The organism is Acinetobacter sp. 8I-beige, from assembly GCF_902505955.1.
GTDB classification, from domain to species: Bacteria; Pseudomonadota; Gammaproteobacteria; order Pseudomonadales; family Moraxellaceae; genus Acinetobacter; species Acinetobacter johnsonii.
Genome location: NZ_LR732792.1, coordinates 492,752 through 510,223, shown reverse-complemented (window position 1 = coordinate 510,223; position 17,472 = coordinate 492,752). Strand labels below are relative to the sequence as shown.

Annotated in this window: 15 protein-coding genes and 1 riboswitch; of the genes, 2 read left to right on the top strand and 13 right to left on the bottom strand. The window is 42.0% G+C overall.

Going from position 1 to position 17,472, the window contains the following annotated elements; translation table 11 throughout:
* Positions 1–16 precede the first annotated feature (16 nt).
* Positions 17–1,378, top strand: a complete 1,362-nt coding sequence (accC, locus tag GVX98_RS12805) for an acetyl-CoA carboxylase biotin carboxylase subunit (RefSeq protein ID WP_005399493.1) — start codon at positions 17–19, stop codon at positions 1,376–1,378.
* Positions 1,379–1,444: 66 nt separating this feature from the next.
* Here accC and GVX98_RS12800 read toward each other — a convergent pair whose 3' ends face one another.
* From GVX98_RS12800 to GVX98_RS12775, 6 genes are all read right to left on the bottom strand, one after another.
* Positions 1,445–1,882: a hypothetical protein gene (locus GVX98_RS12800; protein WP_224469288.1), complete on the bottom strand. Its 438-nt coding sequence runs from the start codon at positions 1,880–1,882 to the stop codon at positions 1,445–1,447.
* Positions 1,883–2,123: 241 nt separating this feature from the next.
* Positions 2,124–5,729, bottom strand: a complete 3,606-nt coding sequence (gene uca, locus GVX98_RS12795) for an urea carboxylase (RefSeq protein WP_159128297.1) — start codon at positions 5,727–5,729, stop codon at positions 2,124–2,126.
* Positions 5,730–5,734: 5 nt separating this feature from the next.
* On the bottom strand, positions 5,735–6,385 hold the full coding sequence (locus GVX98_RS12790) for an urea amidolyase associated protein UAAP2 (RefSeq protein ID WP_159128296.1): 651 nt from the start codon (positions 6,383–6,385) through the stop codon (positions 5,735–5,737).
* 17 nt (positions 6,386–6,402) lie between these two features.
* Positions 6,403–7,143, bottom strand: coding sequence for an urea amidolyase associated protein UAAP1 (locus GVX98_RS12785; protein ID WP_159128295.1), 741 nt, complete (start codon positions 7,141–7,143; stop codon positions 6,403–6,405).
* A gap of 27 nt (positions 7,144–7,170) precedes the next feature.
* A riboswitch (guanidine-I (ykkC/yxkD leader) is annotated at positions 7,171–7,274 on the bottom strand.
* A gap of 144 nt (positions 7,275–7,418) precedes the next feature.
* Positions 7,419–8,312, bottom strand: a complete 894-nt coding sequence (locus GVX98_RS12780; protein ID WP_159128294.1) for a LysR substrate-binding domain-containing protein — start codon at positions 8,310–8,312, stop codon at positions 7,419–7,421.
* A 321-nt stretch (positions 8,313–8,633) separates the two neighbouring features.
* Entirely contained in the window at positions 8,634–9,806 is a 1,173-nt protein-coding gene (locus tag GVX98_RS12775; protein ID WP_004979766.1) for a thiolase family protein, read from the bottom strand.
* A 520-nt stretch (positions 9,807–10,326) separates the two neighbouring features.
* Between GVX98_RS12775 and GVX98_RS12770 the strand changes: the two genes are divergently transcribed.
* The gene (locus tag GVX98_RS12770; RefSeq protein ID WP_004979767.1) at positions 10,327–10,938 is read left to right on the top strand and encodes a TetR/AcrR family transcriptional regulator; all 612 of its coding nucleotides are present in this window, start codon (positions 10,327–10,329) and stop codon (positions 10,936–10,938) included.
* Between the two features lie 61 nt (positions 10,939–10,999).
* Here GVX98_RS12770 and cysK read toward each other — a convergent pair whose 3' ends face one another.
* The 7 genes from cysK to rutA all read right to left on the bottom strand — a co-directional run bounded on the left by cysK (position 11,000) and on the right by rutA (position 17,328).
* Positions 11,000–11,998 (bottom strand): cysteine synthase A, encoded by a 999-nt coding sequence (gene cysK, locus GVX98_RS12765; protein ID WP_004979769.1) that lies wholly within the window; start codon positions 11,996–11,998, stop codon positions 11,000–11,002.
* Between the two features lie 160 nt (positions 11,999–12,158).
* A complete protein-coding gene (locus tag GVX98_RS12760) occupies positions 12,159–13,031 on the bottom strand; it encodes an NAD(P)-dependent oxidoreductase (protein ID WP_171503349.1) in 873 nt (290 codons plus the stop codon).
* A 9-nt stretch (positions 13,032–13,040) separates the two neighbouring features.
* Entirely contained in the window at positions 13,041–14,396 is a 1,356-nt protein-coding gene (gene rutG, locus GVX98_RS12755) for a pyrimidine utilization transport protein G (RefSeq protein ID WP_004979776.1), read from the bottom strand.
* 36 nt (positions 14,397–14,432) lie between these two features.
* On the bottom strand, positions 14,433–14,930 hold the full coding sequence (gene rutF, locus GVX98_RS12750) for an NADH-dependent FMN reductase RutF (protein ID WP_228128112.1): 498 nt from the start codon (positions 14,928–14,930) through the stop codon (positions 14,433–14,435).
* A gap of 125 nt (positions 14,931–15,055) precedes the next feature.
* Positions 15,056–15,439, bottom strand: coding sequence for a pyrimidine utilization protein C (gene rutC, locus GVX98_RS12745; RefSeq protein WP_004979782.1), 384 nt, complete (start codon positions 15,437–15,439; stop codon positions 15,056–15,058).
* A 30-nt stretch (positions 15,440–15,469) separates the two neighbouring features.
* Positions 15,470–16,219, bottom strand: coding sequence for a pyrimidine utilization protein B (gene rutB, locus GVX98_RS12740; RefSeq protein WP_159128293.1), 750 nt, complete (start codon positions 16,217–16,219; stop codon positions 15,470–15,472).
* On the bottom strand, positions 16,216–17,328 hold the full coding sequence (gene rutA, locus GVX98_RS12735) for a pyrimidine utilization protein A (protein ID WP_159128292.1): 1,113 nt from the start codon (positions 17,326–17,328) through the stop codon (positions 16,216–16,218). The genes rutB and rutA overlap by 4 nt, the downstream gene beginning before the upstream one ends.
* Positions 17,329–17,472 lie beyond the last annotated feature (144 nt).

Below are 17,472 nucleotides of genomic sequence, written 5' to 3'. Positions count from 1 at the left end.
TAGACGGGGACTTATAATGTTGCAAAAAGTTTTAATTGCAAACCGTGGTGAAATTGCCCTTCGCATCACCCGTGCCTGCAAAACTTTAGGGATTAAGACTGTAGGTATCTATTCAGATGCCGACAAAGACTTAATGCACCTACGTTTTGTAGATGAAGCAGTATGTATTGGACCGGGTGCAAGCAGCGAAAGCTACTTGAATATTCCTGCCATTATTACAGCAGCTGAAATTTCAGGTGCAGATGCCATTCACCCAGGTTATGGCTTCTTATCAGAAAATGCTGAATTTGCTGAAATTGTAGAAAACTCAGGTTTCATTTTTATTGGACCACGCCCTGAACACATCCGTTTGATGGGTAACAAAGTTTCTGCAATTACTGCAATGCGTAAAGCAGGTGTTCCAACCGTACCGGGTTCTGCAAATGCGGTTACACCGCAAAATGCGCTGGCTGAAGCTAAAGAAATTGGTTTCCCATTGATCGTGAAAGCTGCTTCTGGTGGTGGTGGTCGTGGTATGCGTATTGTAGAACGTGTCGATACCCTGCTCGAATCCGTTCAAGCCGCACAGCGTGATGCTGAAATGTGGTTTGGCGATGACACGGTGTATATGGAACGTTTCCTACAAACACCTCGTCACGTTGAAGTCCAAGTTCTTGCCGACGGTAATGGCCACGCAATTCACCTCTATGACCGCGACTGCTCTTTACAGCGTCGCCATCAGAAAGTGTTAGAAGAAGCGCCAGCGCCAAATTTACCTGAACAAGCACGTGCTGACATTTTAGAAGCTTGCGTAAATGCTTGTAAATTAATGCAGTACCGTGGTGCAGGTACATTCGAGTTCTTGTTTGAAGATGGTGAATTCTTCTTTATTGAGATGAATACACGTGTTCAAGTTGAGCACCCTGTAACTGAAATGGTGACAGGTATCGACATTATTGAACAACAGCTCCGCATTGCTGGTGGCTTAGGTCTTGAAATTGAACAAGATCAAGTTGAAGTCAAAGGACATGCGATTGAATGCCGTATCAATGCTGAAGATCCAACGACCTTCTTGCCTTCACCAGGTAAAATTGAGAATTTTTATGTGCCAGGTGGTGCAGGTATTCGTCTTGATTCGCATATCTATCAAGGCTATAGCATTCCGCCATACTATGACTCGATGATTGCAAAGCTGATCGCACACGGTAAGGATCGTAAAACATCACTTGCTCGAATGCGCCAAGCGCTTGATGAAATGATTCTGACCGGTATTAAAACCAATATTCCATTGCATAAAGATTTGATTCTTCAAGATGAAAAATTCTGTGAACAAGCGATGGATATTCACTACCTTGAAAAGCATTTGTTAAAGCAAATTGAAGGTAATCAAGACAAATAATAGTTTTCTTGATCCTTAAATAAAAAACCGCGATTTATCGCGGTTTTTTATTTATAAAACAATTAATTAAGGCAATACGCGACGTAGTGTTGCAAAGCATTGCTGTGCTTTATCATTGGCACAAAAATTAATAGTCGATGGACTTTGCCATTTCACAAAATACTGAGACATTTCACCAGTCTGATCTTCTTGAGACCCAGAACAATCCACTTGGTTATTGTCAAATTTGACTTGCAAAATCAAAGCAGGCAGTTGCACATTTTTATCGGTAGATGGCTGGTAATCATAAATTCCCGTAGACCATTCTTCCCCACTTTTAATCACAACATCACTATTACTTTTAAAATTATAGTATTCAACGCATTTACGGTTATTTGGAATTTCCATTCCCCATAAGCCCACAATTTCAGGGCGAGTCGTTACACGAATATTATTTTGATTTGATGCTTGAGTATCCTCAGCCTGACTTGGCGTATTTGCCATAAGCACTGATGAAGTTAACATGAATAACATGCCGAGTAATGTTTTTTTCATACAAGCCATAATGTTTTTAAGCGTCTCACTAAATTAGCATATTTTGATTCAAAACATCATTTTATAACCATTTCATAACAATCTATTTTTTGTTATGGGTTGCAATCTTAATTTAACAAAACGATTTATTGTCAGCACTAGATAAATTCACCTTTCAGATTCAAAAAAAGACCGCTTAAGCAGCCTTTTTTGTATTTCTTGATATTTGAGTTTAGGCTAAAGGTGCCAGTGTAAACAGCACCTGACCTGTTTTTACCGTTTGCCCTTTTTCAATGGTAATGGCTTCAACCTTCATCCGCTCAGGTGCAATAATGGGAATTTCAATTTTCATGGCTTCAATCACGGCCAAAGTTGCCCCTTCTTCCACAATGTCTCCAGAGGAACATTCAATTTTCCAAATAGAACCCGGCATGTGAGACTCTACTGCACAACCACCTTCAGGAATTTGAATTTCACTGTCATCTAAAACAGCATCTAGGCTTTCAGAAACATATTCAGCCAAACCAGCCTCATGCCAGCGACGGCGTTCCTCTTCAAAGTTCGCTTGCTGTACCGCTTTAAAACTTGAAATGGATGCCGCATTTTCAATGAGGAAGTCATTATATTCTTTTAGATTTAAAACCCCATCTTCTACACGAAGCTTTAAGCGTCCCGCTTTAAAGTCTTCCCGCATTTGCATCAGTTCTGTTTCAGACACTTCATAAAATTTAATTTGATCAAAGAAGCGCAGTAGCCATGGCTTATCCTGTTCAAAGTCGGGGTTTTTGCGGTAACGACTCCACATTTGGGTTGTACGTCCAACAAACTGATAACCGCCCGGGCCTTCCATACCATAGACACACATATATGCGCCACCAATACCGACTGCATTTTCAGGCGTCCATGTACGTGCAGGATTATATTTGGTAGTTACTAAACGATGACGTGGGTCCAGCGGCGTTGCCACAGGTGCACCCAAATACACATCTCCCAAACCCATCACCAAATAATTGGTGCTGAATACGATATCCTTCACTGCTTGCTTTGAGTCTAAACCATTGATACGACGAATAAACTCTACATTGTCAGGACACCACGGCGCATCTGGACGGACTGTTTGCATATAACGTTCAATCGCCAACTGAGTTTGTGAGTCCTCCCAAGCCAAAGGCAAATAGACTGTGCGCGAAGGCACTTCCATTGCTGTCACATCAGGCAATTCACTTTCTGCCTGTTGTAATAATGCTAACAAATGTTTCTGATCAAGTTTTAATGAGTCAAAGTGAATTTGTAGCGAACGAATCCCTGGTGTTAAATCAATAATTCCTTCGATACTTTGGTCTTTAGCCCATTGCATTAAAGCATGAATACGGAAGCGTAAATTGAGATCTAAAACCAACTCTCCATATTCAACCAACAGATAACTATTACCTGCAGGACGATAAGTCACATCAGGTCTAGCGTTCTCACCTTTTAATGTCGCTAAAACGGCATCTGATAAGGTCTCCATTTCAGCATGAAAGCTTGGAGCAAATTCTACATTTTCAATCGTATCCCCTGTTAACGCTGCGCTATATTTTTGATTTAATACTTGTGCTTGATCATAAGAAATTGGGATAAATTTAACTTTATCGCCCGCTTTAAGCTGACCAATTTTCCAAAGTTCCGAGCTGACAACCACTGCTGGGCAAACAAAACCGCCCAAGCTTGGACCATCGGGTCCTAAAATAATTGGCATATCTCCAGTGAAGTCAATCGCGCCAATGGCATAAGCATTATCATGAATATTCGAAGGATGTAGTCCTGCTTCACCACCATCGGTACGCGCCCATTCAGGTTTTTCACCGACTAAACGAATGCCTGTACGACTTGAGTTAAAGTGAATTTCAAATTCTTGCTCAAAGAAGCGCTCAATATCTCGTTTGGTGAAAAAGTCTGGCGCACCATGCGGTCCATACATCACTGCAATGTTCCAAGTCTGACTAAAGCTTGGCACTTGTGCTGCACTGAGTGCAACAGTTTCTACCGAGCTGTAAGCCGTAATCGGCAACATATCTCCAATGAGTAAATTGCGTCCTGCATGACCACCAAACTGACCTAAAGTAAAAGTCGCTTGTGAGCCTAGGTAGGCAGGTACATTGAATCCGCCTTTAATACCAATATAACTTCGACAACCTGTGGTGATTTTACCTGTTTTAAGAATTTGCCCTTTTTTAACATTAAGGGTCTGCCACATGGCAACATCAACACCATCCAATGTCGCAAGCATGTCGCCACCCGTAATCACGATTTGGCTATCACAGTGAAACTTTAAAGTTGGGCCTTGTAATGTACATTCTAACGCCGCGGTATTAAATGGATTCCCCAATAGTTGATTGGCTACATTTAACGATAGTGGATCAATCGCACCTGATGGTGGAACACCAACATCCCAGTACCCCAAACGACCATTGACGTCTTGTATTGACGTTTGAATACCAGACTGTAATACCTCAACTTTTTGGGTTTTCCACTCAAAAGTATTTAAGAAACGTGTAGTCTGTGTCCCTGCTTTAAACACTTCACAGTCAATAATATTTTGTAAATACTCAAGATTGGTTTCAATTCCTGCCACTGAGGTTTTTGCCAAAGTATCGCTCATGGCCTGAATTGCACTTTCACGGTTCTCGCGGGTCACAATGATTTTGGCAATCATTGGATCATAAAAGGAAGATACATTTGAACCTGTTTCGACCCATGTTTCATTGCGTGCATGTGGGTCAAAGTCGACATAGGTCAGTAAGCCAGCACTGGGTTGAAAGTTCTTAATTGGATCTTCGGCATATAAACGGACTTGGATCGAATGGCCTTTAGATCTAAGCACCTCTGTTGGTGCAGTCCAGTCACCACTACCTAAAGTGACCATCCATTCTACAAGGTCTACAGCAAATACTTGCTCGGTCACGCCATGTTCAACTTGCAACCGTGTATTCACTTCTAAAAAGTAGAATTTTTGGGTGTCTGTATCCATCACAAACTCAACCGTACCTGCCGAACGGTACTCCACTGACTGCATCAATTGAATCGCAATACCCTGAATATAATCACGTTGTCCATCATTTAAATGCGGTGCTGGGGTCTCCTCGATTACTTTCTGGTTACGGCGCTGTACTGAACAGTCCCGCTCTCCCAAAGCCAAAACCAAACCTTGGCCATCACCAAAAATTTGGACTTCAATATGACGCGCATTTTCCACAAACTTTTCTAAATACAAGCCTGCATCTTTAAAGTTCGCTTGTGCCAAATAAGATACCGTTGCATAAGCATCTTTAAGCTCTGTTTCGTTCCACACCAAACGCATACCAATACCACCGCCACCTGCGGTACTTTTCAGCATCACGGGATAACCGATACGCTTTGCTTCGATCAGTGCTTCCGCTTCGTCTGCTAAAAGTTGGCTACCCGGTAACAATGGCACATTCGCCTGAATGGCAAGTTCACGCGCAGTATGCTTTAAGCCAAAACTACGCATTTGTGCAGATTTCGGCCCTAGAAACACGATGCCCTGTGACTCACACAAATCACAAAACTCCGCATTTTCAGACAGGAAACCATAGCCTGGATGAATGGCTTCAGCACCTGCTTCTTTCGCGACCTGTAAAATTTTTTCAATATTTAAATAACTTTGACTGGCTGGGCTATCACCAATAAATACCGCTTCATCAGCCAAAGTCACATGTAAGGAATCACGATCTGCTTCTGAATACACCGCAACAGACTGAATGCCTAAATTCTTTAATGTACGAATTACTCGGCAGGCAATTGCACCACGGTTGGCAATGAGAACTTTTTTAAACATGCTGATTACTCCTTGCCGTCACGTACAATCAGTTGAATTTTAGTCGGGTTGTAGGCATTACAGGGGTTGTTCAGTTGTGGGCAGTTAGAAATCAGCACGATGAGATCCATCTCCGCTTGAATTTCAACATATTTACCGGGCGCCGATATTCCATCGTCAAACTTGAGATGCCCATCACTGCTCACAGGAACATTCATAAAGAAATTAATATTCGGCCCAATATGACGAACATTCAGTCCATGCTTTTTCGCAATTGGGTGCAAAGCTAAAGCTGTCATAAAGTTATTGCGACAGCTGTGCATCGGAAATGTGTCGTGTGCATAACGTACGGTGTTACTTTCACATGAACAAGCACCGCCTAAGGTGTCATGACGACCACAGTTATCATCATGGATCGTGGCAATTTTGTTGCCATAGTTGGTATATAAGGCTGTGCCTTTTTCGAGATAAATCTGCTGATTGATGGCTAAAGTATCAGTTGCACTGTAACGCTCTTCAGGGTTGCTCGCAGAAATAAATAAGGTATCGACCGCTTGATTGCCTTCGAGATCAATAATACGGAAATACTGCCCTTTCTTGACTTCACCCATCCATGCCTCACCCGCTGGACAGACTTCATTTAAAACAGCTTGATCAAATGCTTGTAAAATGGTCATGCGTACTCTCCTTGGGCTTAAACAACATCAAATGCGTAATAACGCGCGTTGTTTTGAAAACCGCGTTGGTTTTGCGGGCATGAATCACGACAGACATCGTGTACTGCTAAAGCGGAGGCTTTGAATAAGCGCATTTGAATATCGGCAGGCTGATACTTTGCTGCTTGGCTCAAACCATGTGGCGCAGCAGATAAGAACACCAGACAGTCCATCTCAAAACGCAGTTCAATAGTTTGATGGGTATTATCGACATCGATATAAGATAAGTTGCCTGCATCATCAGGGCGAACTTTAGAGAATAGGTTGACCGTAGCTGACAGGTCGGCTTGACCTAATGAGAACTTGGTCATTTCAAGCAACAGGCTGTCGCGTCCACTCCGATACATCTCATTTCGTGTATCTTGAAAAGTATGAGTGCCGAATTGTTTTTGGATCTGTTCTGTGCGGCTTGGACCACACAAGGCATCATTCCAACCATGATCATCATGAACAATTGAGGCCATAACCCGACCTAAGTCAGAATACAACACATGTCCTGTACTTAGAAATGCCGTATGCTGTGCCTTTAAGCTATCTGGCATATTAAAACGTTCGAGCTTATCTTCGCTGTTGACACAGAAAAGAGAAACGTTGGCTTGTGCCCCCAAGGCTTTAAACTGTAACACTGTGCCGCGTTGAATACGCCCAGACCAGTGATGCCCACCCGGTAAAAGTTCAGTCCATAGTGCGTTATCGTCGTGATAAGTTATTGTGCTCATGCGCCTCTGCCTAAATCGTAACTGTTTACCTCCCGGGCTTTTATCCCTCCGTGTAGCTCTTTCGAACCGTGAACTCTCGGTCGCAGACATACATAAAATAGATATGTATCGGAACCCTAGATCACTCTTTCAGATTAGACGATGCAAAGGCTGTGCCAATTTAGTATTACGATTTTTAAACTTCGTAATACTATTTATGAGCAATAAATGGGCACTTTAGAGTTCAAGCACGCATATTTTCGCTATGCGCACTAAAAAGCATCAAATTTCAAGAATTACTTCATTAAAATTTCATGGAACATGTGACGTAGCCACTGATGACTGGTTTTATGATGACAAGACATATGCCAATACTGTTTCACCCCATAACTTGGGAAGGCAATTGGCGCATTAAAGATCTTTAAATTGCCACGTGAAAGCAGCACTTCACTCAAATAATATGGCACTGTAGCAATCGCATCGGTTTCTTGTACCACCAAGCCGACCCCTAAATAGCTCGGTAAACGCATTAAAATGTCACGTTTTAGTTCTAAATTGAGCAGTTCATTTTCAATATGGTAATGCCCCATGCCCGCATCAATATCGATATGTGACTCAGCCAAGTACTGCGCTGCACTGATACTGTCACCTGTCAAACGCGGATGATCTTTGGCAGCAATCACCACATAATACTGCTCGAACAGTTGCTGTTGATAAAAGCCATTTTCCAGTTGAGGTAAAAAACCCAGCGCCAAATCAATCTCACCATTTGCCATTTGATAACTGGTTTCAGAGGTGATCGGACGGATATTCAAACGAATATGCGGCGCATGTTTCTTTAAGTATTGCGAAATTTTCGGCAACAACACCAAATGTGAAACATCGGTCATGGCCAAACTAAACTGTTGCTGTGAAGTGGCTTGGTCGAAATCAATCGTAAAGTTATTGATGATTTCAACCTTGTTTAACGCCTCACTGACCAATGGAAATAACTGTTTCGACAGCTCAGTTGGCACCATTTCATTGCCAATCCGCAAAAACAGCGGATCATTATAATGTTGGCGAATTTTATTCAGAATGTTACTCACCGTCGGTTGACTCATTTCTAGATGATCAGCCGCAAGTGACACACTTTTAAACTTATAAACGTAAAAAAAGATACTGAGTAATTTACAGTCCAGTTCAAACACGAAAAAAATGTTCCTTATATGTATGGTGATGGTAGACGATCCATCATCTACCCATTATAGCGATGATCCAATGCTCAAAACTTACTTTTACAGGCATCTAGGTCTAATATCAGACGTTCCAACAATAAAAGCACATTAATTATACCTTTAGCTGTACTGAACAATAGATGCTTTTCCTGAAAATTTATGTAGCATCATCTGTATATATTTTACAAAACAAAAAAGGCCCGAATCAATCGAACCTTTGATGAAATCGACCATGCCGAATTATAGCTATTTAAATCATTTTCTTCACAGGCATAGCTAAGAATATTTACAGTTTTAGTCCAGCAGCTCGACGGCAATAGCAGTCGCCTCACCGCCACCAATACATAAAGCAGCTACACCCTTTTTCCCACCAGTACGTTTCAAGGCATGCAGCAAAGTCACGATAATACGTGAACCAGATGAACCCAATGGATGACCAAGTGCACAAGCACCACCATTCACATTGACTTTAGCAGGGTCTAAATGAAAACCATCAATTGCAAGCATTGTGACCATCGCAAATGCTTCATTGACTTCCCACAGATCTACATCACTCGCAGACCAGCCTGCTTTAGCTAAAACTTTCTCAATGGCACCTACAGGGGCAATGGTGAACTCAGATGGATGCTGGGAATTACTTGCATAAGCCACAACTTTTGCCAATGGCTTAAGACCACGTGCGTCAGCAACTTCGGATGAAGTTACAACCAATGCCGAAGCACCATCCGAAATAGAACTCGAATTTGCCGCGGTAATCGTGCCATCTTTTTTAAATGCCGGACGTAAAGTTGGAATTTTATCCACTTTGGCATTGAGCGGTTGTTCATCCTGATCAACCACAACATCGCCTTTACGGCTACTCACCGTCACAGGCACGATTTCATCTTTAAAAAAACCACCTTGAATCGCAGCAACGGCTTTATTTAAAGAGCCAATGGCATACTGATCCTGCTGCTCACGGGTATAGCCTTTTTTATCTGCCATTTCTTGAGCAAGTACACCCATCGACAGACCTGTTTCCGCATCCTCTAAACCTTCTTGGAACATGTGATCGGTTGTTTTACCATGCCCTATACGGTAACCCGCGCGTGCTTTTTCAAGTAAGTACGGCGCATTTGACATCGACTCCATACCACCTGCCACTACAATCTCAGCTGAACCCGCTTTAATCGCATCAGCCGCTTGCATGACGGCTTTCATACCAGAGCCACAAATTTTATTGATGGTTGTTGCACCCGTTGAGTCAGGTAGACCTGCCATACGCATTGCTTGACGTGCAGGGCCTTGTTTTAAACCTGCTGGAAGTACACAACCAAAGATCACTTCATCCACATCGGTCGGCTGTAAGCCAGAACGGTTTAACACTTCTTTAATTGTCACCGCACCAAGTTCAGGTGCGGTACAGCTCGCCAGTGAACCTTGAAAACCACCCATCGCTGTACGTACACCGTCTACAATAACAATCATTTTCTATTTCATCCTTTTTTGCGGTTTATTTGCTTTAAGCCAAATAAGTGACTTAAAAACATTCCCTATCTATTTTTTCATATTACAAAGGGGTTAATCGTTTCAGATCTTATTTTAATGTTTTTCATAGTGCTACCGTCTCAAAGCGAGTCATCTATAAAGACATTAAAACAAACACACGTGAATAAGACATCGATCCATACGATAGATGATCCATTTATCAACCCACACTGCATTCGAGGCTTTAGCACTAAAGGTTCTCGTCTCTAAGAACACAGTGGCTATACTGACAATAGTGTAAAAATCACGAAAAAGGAATGCAATGGACCAAATTTGATCTCTAGAGATCAAATTTATTGACAACGAAATTCGAAAATGTTCCTGAATTTATTTCTATTGTTGAACAAGTGGATATTTTTAAAACGATTGTAGTAATATCCAAGACCTTAGTTGAATTTTCATTTTCAACCAAGTTCAATAGCCTCTCTATAGTTCTCATGGAATACACTGGAATAAGCCAATGACTTCAGTACGCCAACAAAATTTTCTATTACGCAAAGAGAAAATTTTAGCCATGGCTGAGACTTTATTATTAGACAATAATCAAGACATCACCTTAAGCGAATTAGCAACGGAACTCGATATTGCGAAGGGTACGATCTACAAGCATTTCAAAAGTAAAAATCAACTTTATTTAGAGCTGATTATCTTGAATGAAACTCGCCTGCTAGAAATTTCTCAAAAGCATAACAATGATATTAAAACGTATGTTTCCGAATACATGCTTTATAATATGTTGAACTCGAACCGTACGATTTTACTGCACGTTATTGAAGAACGTTTAACCAATAACGAACGTAAACTCAAAGAACTTTTTGAGAAGCTCTATCAAATACGTGAGCAACGTATTATCGAAATTAAAGACATGACTTCTGACTACTTAAAGTCTTTAGACAGCGCAATGTCCATTCGTGACTATTTATCTTATGTATGGACAGTGACCTACGGTGCGTCATTGTTACTCAATTCAACGCATTATCAAAAATCAATCGGTTCTCGTGAGCGTCTGATTAAACTGTACGTCAACCAAGCCCTCATGACACCTGATAAAATTTCACACGCAGACCTTTAAGCTTCTAAACGGTATAAAAAAAGCTAAACATTTTATGTTTAGCTTTTTTTCATATATTTAATTAGTCTGCGGAAATATCTTCAAACAAGACTGAAGATAAATAACGTTCACCACCATCAGGTAAAATCACTACAATGGTTTTACCTGCATTTTCAGGGCGTGCAGCAAGTTCAGCTGCTGCTGCCATCGCGGCACCACTTGAAATACCCACCAAAATACCTTCTTGGCTTGCTGTTTTACGCGCCCAATCAATTGCTGTAGCAGCATCAATTGGCATCACTTCATCGACCAAGTCGAGGTCTAAGTTTTTAGGAATAAAGTTAGCGCCAATGCCCTGAATTTTATGTGGTCCAGGCGTCAAAGCTTCGCCACGTTTGGTTTGACCAATAATCGGCGATTCAGCAGGTTCTACCGCAACTGAATACAGGGCTTGTTTTTTTACTTTTTCAAAATAACTTGAAATCCCTGAAATCGTACCGCCCGTCCCAACACCTGCAACTAAAATATCAACTTTACCACCTGTTGCGTCCCAAATTTCTGGGCCAGTGGTTGCTTCATGAATAGCTGGGTTTGCTGGGTTTTCAAACTGTTGTGGCAAAAAATAAGTGTCTGGATTTTCATCCAACAAACGCTGTGCTTCTTCTACCGCACCGCGCATCCCTTTTGCAGGGTCGGTGAGAACCAAGTTCGCGCCCAAAGCTTTCATCACTTTACGACGTTCGATACTCATGCTTGATGGCATAGTCAGGGTTAACGCATAACCTTTTGCAGCAGCAACAAATGCCAAAGCAATGCCTGTATTGCCACTGGTTGGTTCGACAATGTGCATTCCCGCTTTCAGCACACCGCGTGCTTCCCCATCCGCAATCAGCGCAGCCCCAATACGACATTTTACTGAAAATGCAGGGTTACGGCTTTCAACTTTGGCTAAAACGGTGGCTGGACTTTGTATAATTCGGTTAATACGAACCAATGGTGTGTTACCAATCGCTTCTGCATTATTACTATAAACCGCTATCCCTAAATTATTAGGCGTTGGAAAAGCTGAGTCAGTACTCATACCAATGTTTCCTATGTTGTTTTTAATGATCCACTCATTATCATACCCTGATTTTTAAATGCAAACTGACATTTGGTCGGGCTTATGTTTTTATTTGATAAATAAATCACTTAAACAGAAAAGCATGAGTTTTCCCATGCTTTTCTACCACGCGACCAGCTTAAACGAGCCTTACACTATTCCACTTTTCTAACTGTGTAACGGCCGCGCTAAAATCTACTTGTGCAGCCTGTTCTCGATCTGTTTTTAAGAACAGTTCTTGTGTCATTTGAAAAATAGGTGTTTTCATCTGTCCTTCTTTGGCCAGATCCATCGCAATACCAATGTCTTTTTGCAACAGGTTTAAAGCAAATGTTTTTTGAAAAGTGCGGCTCAAAACTTTTTGCGCCATCACCGTTTCAGACATGGTACTTTTACCACTGGAGTGATTGATACAACTCAATGCGCCAGCTAAGTCAACGCCTTGATGCTTCAAAATAGACATGCCTTCAGACAGTGCCCATAAATGCGTTGCCATGAGCGTATTGTTCACTGCCTTAACCGCAAAGCCTGCACCACTTTCCCCAACGTATTCAATCAGCCCTGCAAATGCCTGAATAATAGGTTTTGCCCTTTCAAATCCAGCGATATTACCACCCACCATAACCGTCAAAGTACCGCGTTCAGCACCAATGGTTTGACCCGAAACAGGTGCATCTAAGTAAGTTACACCACGTGCTGCCAAATCAGTGGAAATTCGCTGCGCAGACTCAGGCACTCCACTGGTACAATCCACCCATAAACTTCCAAATTTGGGTGGATGTAACGCAATTAACACTTCAACATCTGCACTGGTCGGTAAGCATGAAAATATCACATCGGCTTGCATCGCTTGTTGAAGTTCAACCTGCAAAGTACCAAAAGTTTCCGCATGTGCAGACGCTTTTTCCGCTGTGCGATTCCACACCCAAACAGGATGACCCAGTTTTGGCAAATGGGAGGCCATGTGCCAACCCATTGCCCCAAGTCCTATAAATGCAATATTCAGACTCAAAACGTACTCCTAACTGTGAGCAATAGTGCTATTGATTTGATCGTCCGACTTTTCTACGACTTGCTCTTTTTCACTGCCTCGGTTCAAGAAAAGATTAAGCAGAATGGCTGCTAGTGTTGCAGTGCCAATACCACCAAGGTCAAAACTTCCTATTTGTAAGCTGTAATTACCAGTTCCCATAATCAGACACACGGCCCCAATCATTAAAGTACTGTTCTTAGTGAAATCAATTTTGTTATCGACCCAAATTTTTGCGCCAGCAACGGTAATCAAACCAAAAACCACAATGGATGCACCACCCAAAAGTGCAACGGGAATTGTACTAATCACTGCGCCAAACTTAGGCGAAAGCCCCAGTAAAATCGCAAATACACCTGCAAAAACAAAGATTGTGGTTGAATAAACTTTAGTAACTGCCATCACCCCAATGTTTTCAGCATAGGTGGTCATCCCTGTGCCACCAACTGAAGCAGACAGTGTGGTACATACCCCATCTGCAAAGAAACCGCGTCCCATATAAGGAGACAAATTTTTCCCAGTCATCGCCGACACAGCTTTGAAATGTCCTAAGTTTTCAGCCACCAAAATAATCGCAACGGGTGCAATCAACATCATGGCGTTTATATCAAAGGTTGGGCTGTGGAAAGTTGGTAAACCAAACCATGCTGCTTGACCGACTTTTGCAAAGTCAATTGCAGTGCCAAAACCCATGACATTAGTGAGTAAAAAATAAATAAAATACGATGCAACTAAGCCTAAAAGTAGCAGTAAACGGCGCACCATACCTTTGGTAAATACAGCAATGACACTGATACAAATAATCGTGATTAATGCCATCCAAGAGTCAAACTGATTGGCTGACACACTTTTGATCGCAACTGGTGCAAGGTGTAGACCAATAATCATCACGATGGCACCTGTCACAATAGGTGGCATCAACTTTTCAATCCATGCCGTACCAGTACGTATCACAACTAAACCGATTAACGCGTACAGCACCCCACATGCAATGGTTCCACCCAGTGCTAAAGAAAGATTTGGGTTTGCTCCAACACCTGTATAACCCGTAACTGCAACCACTGCTCCAATGAAGGCAAAGCTGGACCCCAAATAACTTGGCATACGTCCACCGGTCATGAGGAAGAAGAGTATCGTACCAATGCCTGTAATGAAGATCGTTAGATTCGGATCAAAGCCCATCAACAATGGGGCGAGTACGGTTGCGCCGAACATGGCAAAAGCATGTTGCAACCCCAAAATAATGCTTTTTCCTGCGGGTAAGTATTCATCTGTTTGCACAGGCGTTGTATCTAAATCACCTTGATAAGGCTTAAATTTTGGAAACCACGATTCTTTTGTTTGCATGGGTTTCCCCTCCTTGTAAAAGTAGGATTTTTTGAATTAGCACATTGGTAATGGCTCACAATAACCACGGTTAAAATACATCAGCGCATTTAGTCCATAACTTTGCTTCATGGCTTTGACTTGACAAAACAACACATCGTGACTGCCTACAGACATAGTTTGTACCACTTCACAATCAAAGCTCACCAAGGCATCCTCCAATACAGGTGCATTGGTCAAAAGTGTGGACCATGTGCCCTGAGCAAAACGTTCAGGCATTGGAGTTTTCCCCCCAAACAAATTAGATAAATGTTGTTGCTGACTCGACAACGTGTTTACACATAACACTTGATTGCTTTTAAATGTCTCAAACACAGAGGCTGAACGGTTTAAACACACCAACAACGTTGGCGGTGTATCGGTCACACTGCATACTGCCGATGCAGTAAAGCCTGCCTGACCCGCACCCCCATCTGTTGTAATCACATTGACAGCAGCTCCTAGATTCGCCATACCTTGACGAAATGTGTGTTGATCCAACATTGCCTCACCCATTGCCTCTGGTGCTTTATGATTCAGCAAGGTTTCAACTTGATCTTGATTCATCAGTTTTGCATTCATCGTATTCTCCATGCCCTAAAAAAATCGTATATCAGGGCATTAAAATTTGATTATTCCACTTAAGCCACATGTGCAACCGAAGCGATTTCAACCAAAGCCTCTGGCTTGACCAGTCCAGTCTGTACGCAATAGCGTGCAGGTTTATCGTTTGGAAAATACTCGGCATATACAGCATTAATCGCGCCATAATCGGCCCAATCTTTCACAAAAACATGATTAAAAGTGACGTCATCCATTGTGCCACCTGCGGTTGCAAGGACTCGTTTAATGGTTTCTAAAATATGTCGAGTCTGTGCTGCTGCATCACCAACGTGAACAACGTTGTTGTGTTCATCAAAAGCCAAGGTGCCTGATACATAGACGATATTGTCAGCCTTAGTTGCAGGTACAAATGGTGCAAGTGGTTTCGCTGTGCCTTCAGGCACAATAATTTCTTTAGGCATGAGGTTTCCTCTATCTTTCGTATGTATGACTTATGCTGGTTTTGCCAGTGTTTGACTGCTTGAGGTTTCAATGGTGTCCACAAAACTTTGTGTATCAGACACCCAACCAAAAAAGGTTTTGATGTTATAGAGACTTGCTTCTTGCGCCTCGATAGGCCCAGCTTGATAGCACGCATCCTTAAGAGCGACCCCAAAATACTCCAAGAAAAAACCATCCCTTAAAGTCGACTCGACACAGACATTGGTCGCAATACCGACAAAAACTAAATTTCGAATTCCACGCACCCGCAACATACTGTCCAACGCAGTATTAAAGAATCCACTATAGCGAGGCTTTTCTATGACTAAATCTTGTGGCTCAGGCTTGAGTGCATCAATCAACTCAAAATCCCAACCACCTTTTGCCAGTAGCTTTCCCTGCAGCTCTGGATTTTTACGCATGGTTTTTAAAGCATTCGACTTATGGAAGTTTGGTGAATCACTCCCTCCTGCTTCACGGTACTGTTCATCCCAACCATTTTTAAAGAAAATCACCTGAATTCCAGCTGCATGTGCAGCAGTAATGGTTTTTTGAATGTTTTCAACCACAGGTTTGGTTTTAGATACATCAAACCCAGCCAAGTCCAAATAACCACCTTCAGAGGTATAGGCATTTTGCATATCAATCACAATCAATGCCGTGTGTTCAGGTGCTAAGGCAATCTGTTCAGGTTCTGCTTTTAATGTTTTTATGTGCAGACTTTGTTTAGTAAATTCTGCACAGACTATAGATTCATTCATGCGCTTTTCTCCAAAACAGCGCGTGGTGCATCCACTTCAACCACGATATGTTCTCGGCATTTCATCAAAGGTTGTATATGCTTACCAAAGTCTTCGACCCCTTGTACAAAGTCATCAAAGGTAAGCAAAATACCTTCAGTCCCCTGAATTTCACCAATTTCATCCAACATTTGCGCAACATGTTTAAACGAACCGACTAACGTTCCCATATTGATATTCACAGGCGAAACCGAAGATGTCATTTGGCGAATATTGGTATCTGTTCCAGATTTGGTATCTTTACCACCTTGGTTCATTAGCCAATTAATCGCCTCCATATCCGCACCAGCGTTATATGTTTGCCATTTCGCATGCGCCTCTTCATCAGTTTCCGCAGCAATCACCATAAACAACACATAGGTTTGTACATCACGACCTGTTTTATCGGTTTGCTGTTTTAAACGCTCATTGATTTCTGCATAGGCTGTCGGTGTATTCAGCCCTTTACCGAAAACAAAGTTGTAATCGGCATATTTGGCAGAAAACTCAAGCCCTGTATCAGACTGGCCCGCACAGATAATTTTCATGTTTGCTTGCGGACGTGGACTCACACGGCAGTCCTGCATAGTAAAATGCTCTCCTTTAAAATCTGAACGACCTGTCGCCCAGAGTTCACGCAAAATTTCTACATATTCAGAAAGATATTCATAGCGCTGTGCAAAATATTCATCTCCTGGCCACATCCCCATTTGTGTATATTCGGGTGCTTGCCAGCCTGTCACGACATTTAAACCAAAACGACCATTTGAAATGGAATCAATGGTTGATGCCATACGTGCCACAATTGCAGGCGGCATCACCAACGTCGCTGCTGTTGCATAGATTTGTATTTTACTGGTCACCGCAGCGAGCCCAGCCATCAAGGTAAATGTTTCTAGGTTATGATCCCAAAACTCTGTTTTCCCGCCAAAGCCACGCAGTTTGATCATCGACAAAGCAAAGTCAAAACCATAATGCTCAGCACGTTGAACAATTTTTTTATTTAGTTCAAATGAAGGCATGTACTGTGGCGCGGTTTCCGAAAGCAGCCAGCCATTATTTCCAATCGGGCAAAATACACCTATTTTCATCTCGTTTATCCTCTACACTTATTTCATTATTTGCAGAACATCAAAGGCTAAATACAGCAAGACTTTTGACCTTTAGTTTGATAAAAATATATTTGCACAAGCCATGCCAACTATTATTTATTATTATTTTTCAATATATTAAAT